Genomic DNA, 13531 nt, shown 5'->3' with positions numbered 1-13531 from the left:
TCATTTACGACTGCATGGATGCAGAAGGTAGAGCAATCCAGGAGCAATTGCCGAGAACAACTAATTAGCGAATTTTTTGCCTAGCTATCAACACGTTTTTCCATCCTCAAAGTAGATTACTTAATTAAGCGAATTGGTATTATTCGCCATTTGCACGAAACGTATGACCAAAAAATAACGCATTGCTTAGTAGTCGACTAGTCCCATACCAGTAACCCCTAAATACAGGATCGTCGGTCATGCCTATTACTGTACCTCGTCCATATGAGTGCGCAATTAAGCCAGCACCACCAGCAACTTGCTCAACATTCACAGCATCGGTAAAACCCGCTAACAATGGCTTTTTAGTATAGGTAAGTACATTTACAAACGGTGCATCGGAAGCTTCTAGCAACCAAGTACTGTTTTTGAATACGGGCAATGTATTGCGTTTAAGTGAAAATGTAAGTGGGTGAGTTAAATCTACATTAGTATTAAAAATAGCTCCTGCAATGCGTTGACGTCCTGCTAAATGGTCCTTATCGCCATAACTTAAACCTGTCGTTTTAAATGCACTCGCTACATCTTGTCTTGATAGATAGCTTGCTTTGAGTAATTGCTGATCAGCTAAAAATTTAGCTCCGCCTTTGTGACCCCAAATAACGCCGCCTTTTTTTACCCAGCTTTTTATAGCCACTTTGTCGGTATCAGATAAGCTGTTGTAGTTACCATGAGCAAGTACTATATGGCTGTAATTACTGAGTTCAATAGAGTTTAAACGCTCCATTTCAACAATTGTTGGCGCAACACCTACAAAGCGATCGAGGTAATACCATACTTCCCCAGCTTCGTACTGGCTTACGCCTTTACCACCTACCAATAATACTTTTGGCTCGCTAACAACCGCCATTGTACGAGACCCTAAATCGGCTCCTTTGCTTGTAAGACCTGAGTTAATAGGCTTGATTGCAATTCCAAACTCGTTTTGTGCTTTATTTAATATTCCAACCCAATCATTATTCGTTTGTAAGCCTGCTGGCACAATAATACTACCAGCATCAAAGCTTACTTCACTTGAGTTTGATTTGGCTGTTAATGGGCTTAGCGCTACACGCGCTTTAATACCTTGCTTTAAAAGGCTGTTTAGCATTTTAGGTGCTAGGTAATCATCCCACGAAAAGCCAAACGCATAGCCTTGCTCAAGTGAAGCAAAAGAAGGTTTTACCGCTTTTTGCCACGGTGTACTTGCAACCTCTAAACCCCAACTGCTTTTTACTTTTGCAAAAGGTAAGTTAAACGCATGCGCTAAAGTCCAGCCAGATACGTCATAAAAGGTGTTATCAGCAAAGTTTTTTTGCTCGCTAAAAATAGCTTTTATTAGGCGGTACTGTGGCTGGGCTAAGGGCACAAAGTAACTATTGGTTGTATAGTTGTTGCCATTTGCCTTGAGTGATTTAGTAAGCGAAAAAGCATCTATTTGATGTTGTTTCAACAACCCTAAAAAATCTTTAATACGAGTGTTGTCATCCGCGCCCTCAATTACATAACCTTCAAAGCTTTCATCACTGGCTAAATCAGTAGCTTGATTATAAAACTTAGCTTGGTAATCAAGTAATGCTTGGCGGTTATCAACAGCGGCTTTAAAGGTAGATAAACTCGTTAATAGTTGATTTTTAATAGTAAAGGGAAAGCTCAAAGGTCCATTTATAGTGTCTTGGATATGCCCGCGAGAACTTGCTTGCTCAAATAAAATACCTACACCACCATTTACGTCGGGATAAGTTGAGCCTTTACCGTAATAGAAGTCGTCAAAGCTTTCTTCGGTAAAGTACAGTGCGTTGTTTTCATCTAACGTTTTTGCGTGATAGTTAGCAATCGCTTTAGTTAACGTTACATTTTCATCCGGTGTTATTGGGTGTTTACGACTAGGGATACCTGGCTGAAAAAAGTAACTGCTGTTTGGTCCCATTTCATGAAAATCTGTTAAAACATTTGGTTTCCACTGATGAAATTTAGCAATACGCGCGCGCGATTCAGGATGTTGTAGTAATAACCAGTCACGATTTAAATCAAACCAGTAATGATTGGTACGACTGCTTGGCCAGTTTTCAACATGTTCACGAGTTTTAGGGTCGCTTGATAAATTCATACCTCGGTTACTGTTGGCCCAATTAGCAAAACGAGCAAGTCCGTCAGGATTAAGCGAAGGGTCGAGTAAAATAACCGTGTTATTTAATAACTCATCTATTTCAGCGCCTTGTGCAGCAGCTAAGTAATACGCCACCAGCAAAGATGAGTTACTACCTGATGACTCATTACCATGCACACTGTATCCCATCCATACAACGGCAGGCTGTTTTGTAGAATTAGCATCTGATCCATCGTTACTTAAGCGTGCTAAGTGAGCTTGGCGTGTCTGCTCTATGCTTGATAACTTATCAGCTGCTGTAATTGTTAGCATGACAAGGGGGCGTTGTTCATGTGTGCGGCCAATCACTTCAAAATTTATACGGTCGCTTTTATCAGCAAGTATTTCCATATAACGTACGAGCTGATCATGTCTCACGTGCCACTCTCCTACTTCGTAACCGAGTACTTGCTCAGGAGTAGGAATTGAAGGGTCAAATTTTACATCTTGTTCAAAATAATACGAAAGTGGCTTAGCTACACTTGAAAAGCTAAGCAACACCACCATTAATGTTAATACCAAACGCATATAAATCACTCAAAAAATGTTCGTTGTTTGCACGCTACCATTGCTTAAAATAGATGCCAACTTTTTACGCTCAACACTAGCCGCAACACGATGAGCGGAGTATGATACGCAGTATCCGAGTAATTTAGTCAAGTATAGATGGTTTTATGATTTCTATTTCCGAAACAGCGCAAGCGCATTTTGCTAAACTATTAGCAGATCAATCACAACAAACCAATATTCGTGTGTTTGTTGTAAACCCTGGTTCATCACAAGCGGAATGTGGTGTGTCTTATTGTCCAGAAGACGCTGTAGAAGCGAGCGATATTCGCCTAAACTTTAACGGTTTTGATGCCGTTGTAGATGCAGAAAGTGCTCCATTTTTAGAAGAAGCTGAAATCGATTTTGTTACCGACAAAATGGGTACTCAGTTAACGCTAAAAGCACCAAATGCAAAGGCGCGTAAAATAGGTGACGATGCATCGTTAAACGAACGTGTACAGCACATGCTAGAAACCGAAGTAAATCCACAACTTGCTAACCACGGTGGTCAAGTAAGCCTTGTTGAGATTACAGCTGCAGGTATAGCTATACTTCAGTTTGGTGGTGGTTGTAACGGTTGTTCTATGATCGATGTAACACTAAAAGAAGGCATTGAAAAAGAAATGATAGCTAAGTTTGAAGAAATCACCGGTGTTGCTGATATAACAGAGCACGAAGCGGGCGATCACTCTTACTATTAGGCCTTGTAAATGCTAAAGCAGCTTATCTATCGCTTAGGGAGCAATCCTAAGCTGAGCTTAAAGCGCTTTTTTCGCGGCTTAGCACTGTTTGTGCTAGCCGTGATATTCATATCTATTGGGTATTACACCCACTACAGCTTACAAATAATTGGCGTTATAATTTTACTCCCCGCATTATTTTTTGCTGGTTGGGGCTACTGCGGTATTTTTGCTAATCGTTTTTCACAAGTTTTAAAAGATATGGGCCCTAAACACCACGACCCCGATCTCTGGAAATAAACCATTTATTTAATCTAATAGCTGATTATTTATTTTTAAGTGGTGATATTTAATTATTAATGTAACCCCGCGCATTAACATAAAACAGCTCATAGCCAGCCATAACCCGTTATTTTGCAAGTCTATAAACACCCAAAACACACCAAAAAAGCCAACTCCAGCTGAAAGCATCATACTGTTACGCATGTTCTTTGCTCGCGTAAGCCCTACAAAAACACCATCAAACAAAAAGCAACTCATGGCCAAAATTGGTAATACTACTATCCATGGTAAATAATGCGTTGCCTCTTGAATAACCTCTGGCACATTGGTTAAAAGCTTGATTATGGTGTTGCCAAATAATGCAAAAAATAGGCTATATAACACACCAAAAAGCATACCCCAAAATACGCTTATTTTAACCCACAGCTCTATGTTTTTAACACTTCCTTGGCCTTTCGCTTGCCCTACTTTTGCCTCAGAGGCGTAAGCAACGCCATCAAGAGCAAAGCTCACCAACATTAAAAAATTAAGTAAGACAGCATTAGCAGCTAATGTAGTTTCGCCTATACGCGCCGCGTAAAATGTCATAAAACTAAAGCATAATTGCAGTATTAAAGAGCGAATAAATATATCTCTATTCAAACTCAATAATTCAGCCATTTTGCTAATACTCAACCAATTCGGTACATTTAGATCAATGTCTTGTTTTTTAGCTAGTTTAGCCACTAAAAACAGTGCAAATACTAGTGCTGTATAGTCAGCAATAAGTGACGCCCATGCAGCGCCTGCAACTGCCCAATCTAAATAAACAACAAAATAAATATCGAGCACTATATTAACGATATTAGTGACGAGTAATAAATAAAATGGACCTCGACCATAATGCACACCAAGCATCCAACCCAGTAACACTAAATTACATAATGCTGCTGGAGCACTAAAAATACGAATGCTAAAATACTGATAAGCTTGGTTAAGTACGTCGCTATTAGCTGCGGAGAGGTAAGCTATAGCGTGCTTTATTAATGGGGATAACACAATTAATAGCACGGCCACTGCGCTTGCAAGCAATAGGCTTCGTTTAAGTAAGGCGGCAAGTTGGGTTAAATCGTTTTTTCCGTATGCTTGTGCCACGAGTCCCGTGGTGCTCATTCTTAAAAAACCAGCAAGCCAAAATAAAATAGATATAACTGCAGAGCCAAGGGCAATTCCAGCTAAGTAATGAGCGCTTCCTAAGTGCCCAATTACAGCAGTATCAACAATTCCTAACAACGGCACTGTGATATTTGATAGTATCATCGGACCCGCTAACAACAGCAAGCTTTTATGGTGTGCCTTATTATGTATAAGAAATTGTTTCATTTAGTGTTATTTATCCTCATTAGTATATCTGTGCGGGCTCAAGCAGCCGTTATTTTACAGTATCATCATGTTAGTGAAACCCTACCCGCTGTCACGAGCGTTAGCGCAAATACATTTACGGAGCATTTAAGCTATTTAAAAGAGCACAACTTTAACGTTATTCCTCTTAATGAGTTAGTTAGCGCGCTTCAACAAGGTGAAACTTTACCTGATAAAACACTCGCCATCACCTTTGATGATGGTTATAACAATAACTATGAACAAGCCGCACCTATTTTAGAAAAGTTTGGCTACCCGTACACTATCTTTGTAAATCCTAAATTAATAGACGAAGGTATGAGTTACGTAATGGGGTGGGATAAGCTCAAAGAATTATCTAAAAAAGGGGCATTAATAGCCAATCATAGCGGACAACATGATTACTTACACCTTAAGCTTGAAAACGAAACCGATGCACAATGGCAATCACGTATTAAGCAAGATATTCTTAACTCTCAAAAGCGCATAAAAGAAGAAATAGGCCACAACTATAAATACTTAGCATACCCGTATGGTGAGTTTAATAACGAGCTGCAAGCACTCGTGACAGAGCTTGGCTTTGTAGGTATTGGCCAGCACTCAGGCGCTGTAAATAAAGATTCTAATTTTAGCCGCTTGCCGCGTTTTCCTGCATCAGGCTTTTACAGCAAGCTAGAAACCCTTATTACTAAGCTTAACTCACGCGCGTTTAATATCACCAATTTAACTTATCAAGATAGCGTTACACAGCAAAATCCACCCACGCTCACAATGGAATTTAAGATGGGTGATTTTCATAAGAGCCAATTTGCCTGTTATGTATCAAGCGTAGGCCAAGCAGATTTAAAATGGATAACTAAAAATACTGTCGAAATCACCTCACCAAAGGTGCTTAATAAAGGGCGTTCTCGTTTTAATTGCACGGCCCCTTCTATTTCAAGCCCTGGTGATTACTTTTGGTTTTCGCAGCCTTGGGTAATTGAAGCGCCTAAACCTTAACGGCCTGATGTAAAAGCCGCTGGGTTATTTTATCCAGCGCAACTATCTCGTCAGCTGCATTTAGCTCAGCAGCTGCTTTAGGCATACCCCATACCACAGACGAATACTCATCTTGAGCCAAGGTATGTGCTCCGTTTTGTTTTAGTGCAAGTAAACCTTTTGCGCCATCACTCCCCATTCCTGTTAGTATGGCTGCAACTACGTTTTTAGCCCCAGTTTCAACTAATGAGTTAAACAACACATCTACCGCAGGTTTATGTCTGTTCACCGGCTCGCCATCATCAAGCTGGCAATACAAGCTAACACCTCGTTTTTTAATACTTAAATGAACCCCACCCGGTGCTATATAAGCCCAGCCTGCGCTAAGCTTATCGCCATGTTCAGCTTCTTTCACATTTATCGTGCATGTACGATTCATTCGCTCAGCAAATGAAGCGCTAAACACAGGAGGAATATGCTGAGTAATTACAATTGGCGGGCAATTTTGTGGCATTTTAATAAGCACTTCTTTTATAGCCTCAGTCCCCCCCGTTGAAGCACCTATCGCTATTACTTTATTAAGTAAAAACTGAGAATGAGTATTAATAGGCTCATTTGTGACGACCGTTTTTTTATAGCTTCTTACTCTTGCTCCAGCAGCTATTCGCACCTTTTGTTGGACAAGTGATGCATATTGGCTCAATTGCTCTCTTACGTTATTAGTAGGCTTAGCTATAAAATCAACAGCCCCTAATTCGAGCGCTTCTAGTGTGATAGGAGAGCCTTTTTGTGTCAGTGTTGAAATCATCACTACTGGCATTGGTCTTAATCGCATTAAGTTTTTTAAAAAACTAATACCATCCATTTTTGGCATTTCTACGTCGAGCGTTAATACATCAGGACTGAGTTTTTTTATCATTTCGCGAGCTTCGTAGGGATCCTCAGCACTCCCCACTACTGTAATGTCTTTAGCTTGTTGTAATATTTCAGTGAGCAAACGCCTAATTAAAGGGGAGTCGTCAATTATTAATACTTTAATCATGCATACTCCTAAAACAGCTCTATATCGGTTACTACTTCTTGCTTTTTAAGGTTTTGTAAGTAACGGACTTCGCGTTTTTCAATCGTATTATTATGTAGGTTTTTAAGTTTTTTCATGTGAACTTTACCGGTGTTCGGATGAAAAAATATTTTTCGCGGCCACGGGCCCCCCATATCATGGGCAACTAGATTTAATGCCTCTTCTTTAATATACGCTGCTGCAAAACTAATATTACCCAGCCCTATATCAGTCATCGCACTAATAATTTTCCCCCCGCCAAAAAGTTTTACTTTTAGGTTACACCGAGACGCGCCATTTTTTAAAACTTCGTTTATAAGATACTCCATAGCCCAATTACCGTACCGACAACTTAAACTATGCGCATTTTTAAGTTCTACTCCCTTTTGAATTGGTAACATAAAGTGATTCATCCCGCCAATACCAAGTACTTCATCGTATACACAAGCCGCAATACACGAACCCAGAACTGTAGAGATCAGTTCATTATTTTTAGAAACATAAAACTCACCCGGAAGTACTTTAGCAACAACGCTACCTCGGCCCGAATCCCAATATCGTTTAATATGTTCAAAGTTAGGTAATACCGGCCTGAACTCAGCGTGCATTTTGTCCCTTTTGGTACATAGTTTTCCCTAAGTTTTTGAATTGCGAATGCTCTTTACCCATACTTTCTGAGTGACCTAAAAACAAATAACCTTGTTCATTTAATATATTGGCGTAACGCTTAAAAAGCTGATCTTTTGTTTCTTTATCAAAGTAAATAACAACATTACGACATAAAATAAGATCAAATGATCCTTTCATTGGCCAGTCTTGTAATAAGTTTAAACGCTTGAAAGAAATAGACTCTTTTAGTTTATCTCTAACTTTATAATTTTCACCGTCTTTGCTTTTTAAAAACCAACGCTTAAGTTGCACGTCATCTAAGCCATTAACATTCGCTGCGGTGTAAATACCTTTTTGTGCTTTTGCCAATACATTAGAATCTAAATCGGTTGCTAGTATTTTTACATCCCAATTGCTCGGAAATGCGTTATTTAAAGTCATCGCCAAACTGTAAGGCTCTTCCCCTGTGGAGCAACCTGCAGACCAGATTCTTACTCGCTTACTGTTTTTATTTGCCTTTAAAAGAGCAGGTACAAGCTCAGATTTTATAAATTCAAAGTGATGTATTTCACGAAAAAAAGACGTTAAGTTCGTTGTTATTGCATTAATAAAGGCATCAAACTCCTGATCTTTATGACTATTCAGATACTCTAAGTAAGCTTTAAAATCAGTTAATTTACGCTCCCTAATACGTCTTGCTAAGCGTGAATAAACCATCTCTCGCTTATGATCCCCTAATACAATTCCACATGCGCTGTAAACTAAACTGGCAATTTCCTTAAAGTCGCGGTCGGTACACAAAAACTCTTTCATTGTCCGCTCCCAATTAAACCTAATGCTAACAAGTAGTGCCTCGCTGTAACTATTTTATTAGACGAGGCATAAAAAGGCTAAATATTAAAACTCTTCCCACTCATCAGCTGAGTCTACAAAGTTATCGCCCCTTGGCTTATTACTCACAAAACGGCTTTGCGGCTTATGAGATAGTTCAGGAGTTCGCATAGTTGATGACATCATTGTCATCTCTTGCTGATCTACTGAGAAAAAGTTAAGTAATCGGCGCATCTCATTAGCTTGCTCAGCCATAGACTCACCAGCAGCAGAGGCTTGCTCTACTAGAGCGGCATTTTGTTGCGTCATTTCGTCCATTTGAGAAATAGCTTTGTTAACTTGCTCAATACCCGCACTTTGTTCTTCAGATGCCTCCGTAATATCAGAAATCATTTGCGTCACTCTTTGCACCGACACAACAATCTCTTTAAGTGTAGCGCCCGACTCATTAACTAATTGAGAACCATCAGCTACTTTGCCTACACTATCTCGTATTAACTCTTTAATTTCTTTCGCTGCGCCCGCAGAGCGCTGCGCTAAATTACGAACCTCACCTGCAACAACCGCAAAGCCTCGACCTTGCTCACCCGCTCTTGCTGCCTCTACAGCGGCATTAAGCGCTAATAAATTCGTTTGAAACGCGATTTCGTCTATTACACCGATAATATCTGCAATTTTTTTGCTCGACTCATTAATTGCCGACATGCTCGTAACTGCTCTATTAACAACTTCACCACCTTGAATCGCTTTTTCACAGGTTTCTTCTGCCAAGTCGTTTGCTACTTTTGCGTTATCAGCATTTTGACGAACGGTACTGGTCATTTCCTCCATACTTGAAGCTGTTTCTTCAAGTGACGAGGCTTGCTCTTCTGTACGTTGGCTTAAATCAGCATTACCTTGAGAAATTTCTTCTGCACCACTGGCTACTAACGTTGCCGATGAATTTATGCGATTAATCACTTCTGTTAATTTATCTGCCGTAGCATTTGCGTCGCGTTTAAGTTTATCAAATGAACCTTTGTATTCTTTTTCAATACGTTTTGATAAATCACCACTTGCCATCGCATCGAGCATATTGCCAGTGTCGGCAACGGCATCATCAACTATTTTAACTAAGCTATTTAATCCTTGAGCCAAACGTAAAAAGAACCCTTCCTTCCCGTCTTCTGCAACTCTTGTATCTAATTCGCCATTACCTGCAGCACCAATAAGCTCAGCGATTTCTTTTTCAAGCGCAACTTCATTGGTTCTATCTTCCCACTCAACAATGGTGCCTAAATGCTTTCCGTCTTGACTGATCCAAGGTGAAGCAATCAAGGTAAAAGTGACACCTGCTAACAGTAGCTCGGCTTTATAGGGCTTATCTAGGTTTTTTAATAAATCACGTTGATGATTAGGGTGCTTATGAAAATCATCAACACAGGTGCCAATTAAATTATCAACAGAAAAGCTTGGCAATACGGTTTGTAATTCTTTTTCGCGGACTTTTAGCATTTGCTGAACACGGTCGTTCACAAATACTATTTTAAGGTTTTCATCAGCAATCATTACGTTTGCTTGGCAAACTTTAAGCGCATTTGCTAAATCGGCTGCTTTGCGAGATGCCTTTTCAAGCTCTTTTTGTTCAGTTATATCAGATGCATATTTAATCACTTTAAACGGCTTGCCGTTCATATCATAAATTGGATTATAAGATGCTTGAATCCAAACCTCCTGACCCTGCTTTCCTATTCTTAAATATTCCCCTGAATCAAATTCACCGCGACCTAGTTTGGCCCAAAATTCTTTATATTCGATACTATTTGCATGTTCGGGATCAATAAAAAGCCTATGGTGCTGGCCTTTAATCTCGCTAAGTTGATAGCCAAGCGCATTTAAAAAGTTAGCATTGGCATCAATAATAGTGCCATCTAAATTAAATTCGATAACCGCTTGAGATTTACTTATAGCACTAATTTGCCCTGAAGCTTCTGCTGTTATTAACTTTTGCTCAGTCACGTCGGTGGCAAACTTAACTACTTTTAATACTTGCCCTTGCTCATCAACAATTGGGTTATAAGTTGCTTGGATCCATACCTCAGTTCCACCTTTAGCATTACGCTTAAACTCATCTGAGATAAACTCGCCATTACGCAGGCGTTGCCAAAAGTTTTTATAATCGTTGCCCTGAGCTTCATCTGGGTCAACAAACATCGAGTGATGCTGACCTTGAACCTCCTCAAGACGATAGCCCATCGCGTTTAGAAAATTCATATTTGCAGTAATTATTTTTCCGTTAGGTTCAAATTCAATCACCGCTAATGATTTATTCAATGCGTCTACAATTAAATCATTACTTGATTTTGACTGCTTTGGATTACTAAACCATCCCATGCTCATCACCACCTTTAAGTTTATTATTCATTTAGTTTCTATTTGCTAAATATTCATTGTTTTTTGCAGGTCAATTAGCGCTACCATTTTTTCACCAACATTCACCAACCCAGCTACATATTCACAATTACTCGATTCAGACAAACTAGGAACCGCTTTCGCATCTTGCTCCGCAATACTGTAAACATCAGAGACGGCATCAACAGCAACACCTATAATTTTACTACCTAGTTCAAATTCTATTTTGACAACGATAACCACCGTTAATGGTCCATAGTCGACACTTGGTAATCCAAAGCGCAACCGTAAATCAATAATTGGCACTATTGTTCCGCGTAAATTAATAACGCCTTTTACAAATTCAGGTGCATTGGGCAGTACTGTAATTTCTTCCCAACTGCGAATTTCTTGTACTGTTAAAATATCAACGCCATATTCTTCATCAGCCATAATAAAAGTTAAAAACTGTTTTACACCTTGCTGTTGCTGAAGATTTAATTGGTTACTTAACTGGCTTTGATCTGAGCTCATAACGCCTCCAAAGTGGCTTGCGTTTCAATAGTTAGTTCTTGGCTACCTGGCTTTTTTAAGCCTGAGAGCTTTATTAAGCCGCTAATGTCCACAATCAGCGATACACGCCCATCTCCTAAAATGGTAGCACCCGATACGCCATCCACTTTATGGTAGTTTGCCTCTAAACTTTTAATAACAACCTGCTGTTGAGACAGTAAATCATCAACTAATAAACCCACCTTTTGGTTATCTGTTTCTACAACAACAAGCAGCGTTTTATCGAGTGATTCAATAGCATTTTTATGATTAAAAATATCGTAGAGTCTTAATATAGGAATGTATTCGTCTCGAAGCCTCAATACATCAAGGCTTTTACCCACTCGACTCACTTTTGCAATATCAATTTGCAGTGACTCCACAATAGAAATGAGCGGAATAATATAAGTATGCTGAGCCACCTTAACTAATTGCCCATCTAAAATAGCGAGAGTAAGGGGTAATCTAATAGTAAACGTAGAACCAACACCGGGCGCTGAGGTTACTTCCACTGAGCCATTTAATGATTGGATATTTCGCTTAACAACATCCATCCCAACTCCACGACCAGATAAGTCACTTACCTCATCCATTGTCGAAAAGCCGGGCATAAAAATAAGCTCATTTATTTCATCGTCACTGAGATGGTTATCAGCTGAGATTAATTCGTTAGCGATGGCTTTTTCTTTTATTTTTTTTGTATTTAACCCTTGCCCATCATCCATTATTTCAATAACGATGTTTCCACCCTGATGAAATGCATTTAAGGTTACTGTGCCAACGGGATCTTTACCTGCCGCCAGTCTTTGCTCAACAGTCTCTAACCCATGATCAAGTGAGTTTCTTACTAAATGCACCATAGGGTCAGATATTTTTTCCATTACTGTTTTATCAAGCTCGGTTTGCTCTCCAATCAGCTTTAGCTCAACCTGCTTATTTAGCTTTTGCGCTATATCTCGCACTAATCGAGGAAAACGACTAAATACAAAATTAATTGGGAGCATACGAATACGCATCACATTTTCTTGTAAATCACGCGTATTATGTGCAAGTTGTGCTAAGCCTTCTTGTAGTAAAGTGATTGTGGCTGGTGTGATTTCTTGTTCGCTGAGTTGATTTAGCATGGCTTGTGTAATAACAAGTTCACCTACCATATTTATTAACGAATCAACTTTATCAATGCCAACACGTATAGAGGTAGATTCTGGTGCACTTGTAGGTTTTTTATCTTTATTAGCAACGGGTTGCTGTGGCTTACTTGGTAACTCAGCTACTTTTATTGAATCGGGTTCTTCAAGCTCAACAGCTTTAGGTATCTCATCTTGATTAGGTTGTATTGGCTCATCATTGCCAAATAAGCCGCCACATAATTCAACTTTTATATCGGCATCGTCTTCAACCCATTCAAACACTTCTTTTATGGCTTTTTCATCATGGCTAGTGCTTAAAAAAAAGCGCCAATGTAAAAAACATTCATCACTACTTAAATCGGTGATTTCTGGAACTTCATCGTAAAATACTGTGGTTTCTAACTCACCTAGCTCTTCAAGCTCACTGATCATATACAGTGGCTCGTTTCCTGTTTTAAATAAATGATGATGAGGTTTAAAGTCTATTTGATAGGTATTACTACTTGTTTGCTCGCCAAAGCTTTGAGGTTTATTTTCTTGTGTTTCGTTTTTCATTCCAAGTACATGTTCAAATTGTACTTTTAACAAATCTGCTTCGGTTAAATCTGGCTCTTGTTCACCTTGAAGTGCAGCAAGTAAAGCGCGTAAGCAATCCACAGCTTTGAGTAATAAATTAACATGCTCGGTACTAAGCTCTCGTTCACCTTGGCGAATTTGATCTAGTAATGTTTCAAGTACATGAGTAAAGTCAGCAACGGAGCTAAAACCAAATGTCCCACTGCCTCCTTTTATTGAGTGAGCAGCTCTAAAAATAGTGTTGATAGTTTCTAAATCTTCCTCACCTGGCACTAAGTTTAATAGCTCAGCCTCCATGGTATCTAGGCCTTCAAAACTCTCTTCAAAGAAAACTTCAAAAAATTGACTTAAATCTATACTCACACTG

The 13531-nt window shown here is 39.3% G+C and carries 11 protein-coding genes; 3 read left to right on the top strand and 8 right to left on the bottom strand.

Annotated features, from left to right (window positions below):
- Positions 1-139: 139 nt before the first annotated feature.
- Positions 140-2695: a M14 family zinc carboxypeptidase gene (locus H5160_RS15135; protein ID WP_182737887.1), complete on the bottom strand. Its 2556-nt coding sequence runs from the start codon at positions 2693-2695 to the stop codon at positions 140-142.
- A 146-nt stretch (positions 2696-2841) separates the two neighbouring features.
- Between H5160_RS15135 and nfuA the strand changes: the two genes are divergently transcribed.
- Both nfuA and H5160_RS15125 read left to right on the top strand, forming a co-directional pair.
- Positions 2842-3417, top strand: coding sequence for a Fe-S biogenesis protein NfuA (gene nfuA, locus H5160_RS15130; RefSeq protein WP_002959571.1), 576 nt, complete (start codon positions 2842-2844; stop codon positions 3415-3417).
- A gap of 9 nt (positions 3418-3426) precedes the next feature.
- Complete coding sequence (locus H5160_RS15125) at positions 3427-3696, top strand: hypothetical protein (protein WP_002959572.1); 270 nt, start codon at positions 3427-3429, stop codon at positions 3694-3696.
- Between the two features lie 9 nt (positions 3697-3705).
- Here the strand turns inward: H5160_RS15125 and dinF are convergent, their stop codons facing one another.
- Positions 3706-5040 (bottom strand): MATE family efflux transporter DinF, encoded by a 1335-nt coding sequence (dinF, locus tag H5160_RS15120; protein WP_182737885.1) that lies wholly within the window; start codon positions 5038-5040, stop codon positions 3706-3708.
- Here dinF and H5160_RS15115 point away from each other — a divergent pair.
- Positions 5020-6057, top strand: a complete 1038-nt coding sequence (locus H5160_RS15115; RefSeq protein WP_182737883.1) for a polysaccharide deacetylase family protein — start codon at positions 5020-5022, stop codon at positions 6055-6057. The two genes, dinF and H5160_RS15115, sit on opposite strands and share 21 nt — an antisense overlap.
- Here the strand turns inward: H5160_RS15115 and H5160_RS15110 are convergent.
- The 6 genes from H5160_RS15110 to H5160_RS15085 form a co-directional block, all read right to left on the bottom strand.
- Positions 6047-7078: a chemotaxis response regulator protein-glutamate methylesterase gene (locus tag H5160_RS15110; RefSeq protein WP_182737881.1), complete on the bottom strand. Its 1032-nt coding sequence runs from the start codon at positions 7076-7078 to the stop codon at positions 6047-6049. The two genes, H5160_RS15115 and H5160_RS15110, sit on opposite strands and share 11 nt — an antisense overlap.
- A gap of 8 nt (positions 7079-7086) precedes the next feature.
- A complete protein-coding gene (cheD, locus tag H5160_RS15105) occupies positions 7087-7704 on the bottom strand; it encodes a chemoreceptor glutamine deamidase CheD (protein WP_039489124.1) in 618 nt (205 codons plus the stop codon).
- Positions 7694-8518 (bottom strand): protein-glutamate O-methyltransferase CheR, encoded by an 825-nt coding sequence (locus H5160_RS15100; protein WP_033020851.1) that lies wholly within the window; start codon positions 8516-8518, stop codon positions 7694-7696. The genes cheD and H5160_RS15100 overlap by 11 nt, the downstream gene beginning before the upstream one ends.
- A gap of 84 nt (positions 8519-8602) precedes the next feature.
- Positions 8603-10909 carry a methyl-accepting chemotaxis protein gene (locus H5160_RS15095; protein WP_182695874.1) on the bottom strand — a complete coding sequence of 769 codons (2307 nt, stop codon included), beginning with the start codon at positions 10907-10909 and terminating at the stop codon, positions 8603-8605.
- 45 nt (positions 10910-10954) lie between these two features.
- Complete coding sequence (locus tag H5160_RS15090) at positions 10955-11440, bottom strand: chemotaxis protein CheW (protein ID WP_002959588.1); 486 nt, start codon at positions 11438-11440, stop codon at positions 10955-10957.
- Positions 11437-13527, bottom strand: a complete 2091-nt coding sequence (locus H5160_RS15085; protein ID WP_182737880.1) for a chemotaxis protein CheA — start codon at positions 13525-13527, stop codon at positions 11437-11439. The genes H5160_RS15090 and H5160_RS15085 overlap by 4 nt, the downstream gene beginning before the upstream one ends.
- Between the last annotated feature and the right edge of the window lie 4 nt (positions 13528-13531).

Source organism: Pseudoalteromonas sp. SG43-4, from assembly GCF_014164325.1.
Taxonomy (GTDB): domain Bacteria; phylum Pseudomonadota; class Gammaproteobacteria; order Enterobacterales; family Alteromonadaceae; genus Pseudoalteromonas; species Pseudoalteromonas distincta.
This window is presented reverse-complemented; position numbering and strand designations above follow the sequence as displayed.

Coding starts and splice junctions, on each gene's coding strand:
- H5160_RS15135 (WP_182737887.1), bottom strand. CDS start 2,695: ATGCGTTTGGTATTAACATTAATGGTGGTGTTGCTTAGCTTTTCAAGT.
- nfuA (WP_002959571.1), top strand. CDS start 2,842: ATGATTTCTATTTCCGAAACAGCGCAAGCGCATTTTGCTAAACTATTA.
- H5160_RS15125 (WP_002959572.1), top strand. CDS start 3,427: ATGCTAAAGCAGCTTATCTATCGCTTAGGGAGCAATCCTAAGCTGAGC.
- H5160_RS15115 (WP_182737883.1), top strand. CDS start 5,020: ATGTATAAGAAATTGTTTCATTTAGTGTTATTTATCCTCATTAGTATA.
- dinF (WP_182737885.1), bottom strand. CDS start 5,040: ATGAAACAATTTCTTATACATAATAAGGCACACCATAAAAGCTTGCTG.
- H5160_RS15110 (WP_182737881.1), bottom strand. CDS start 7,078: ATGATTAAAGTATTAATAATTGACGACTCCCCTTTAATTAGGCGTTTG.
- cheD (WP_039489124.1), bottom strand. CDS start 7,704: ATGCACGCTGAGTTCAGGCCGGTATTACCTAACTTTGAACATATTAAA.
- H5160_RS15100 (WP_033020851.1), bottom strand. CDS start 8,518: ATGAAAGAGTTTTTGTGTACCGACCGCGACTTTAAGGAAATTGCCAGT.
- H5160_RS15095 (WP_182695874.1), bottom strand. CDS start 10,909: ATGGGATGGTTTAGTAATCCAAAGCAGTCAAAATCAAGTAATGATTTA.
- H5160_RS15090 (WP_002959588.1), bottom strand. CDS start 11,440: ATGAGCTCAGATCAAAGCCAGTTAAGTAACCAATTAAATCTTCAGCAA.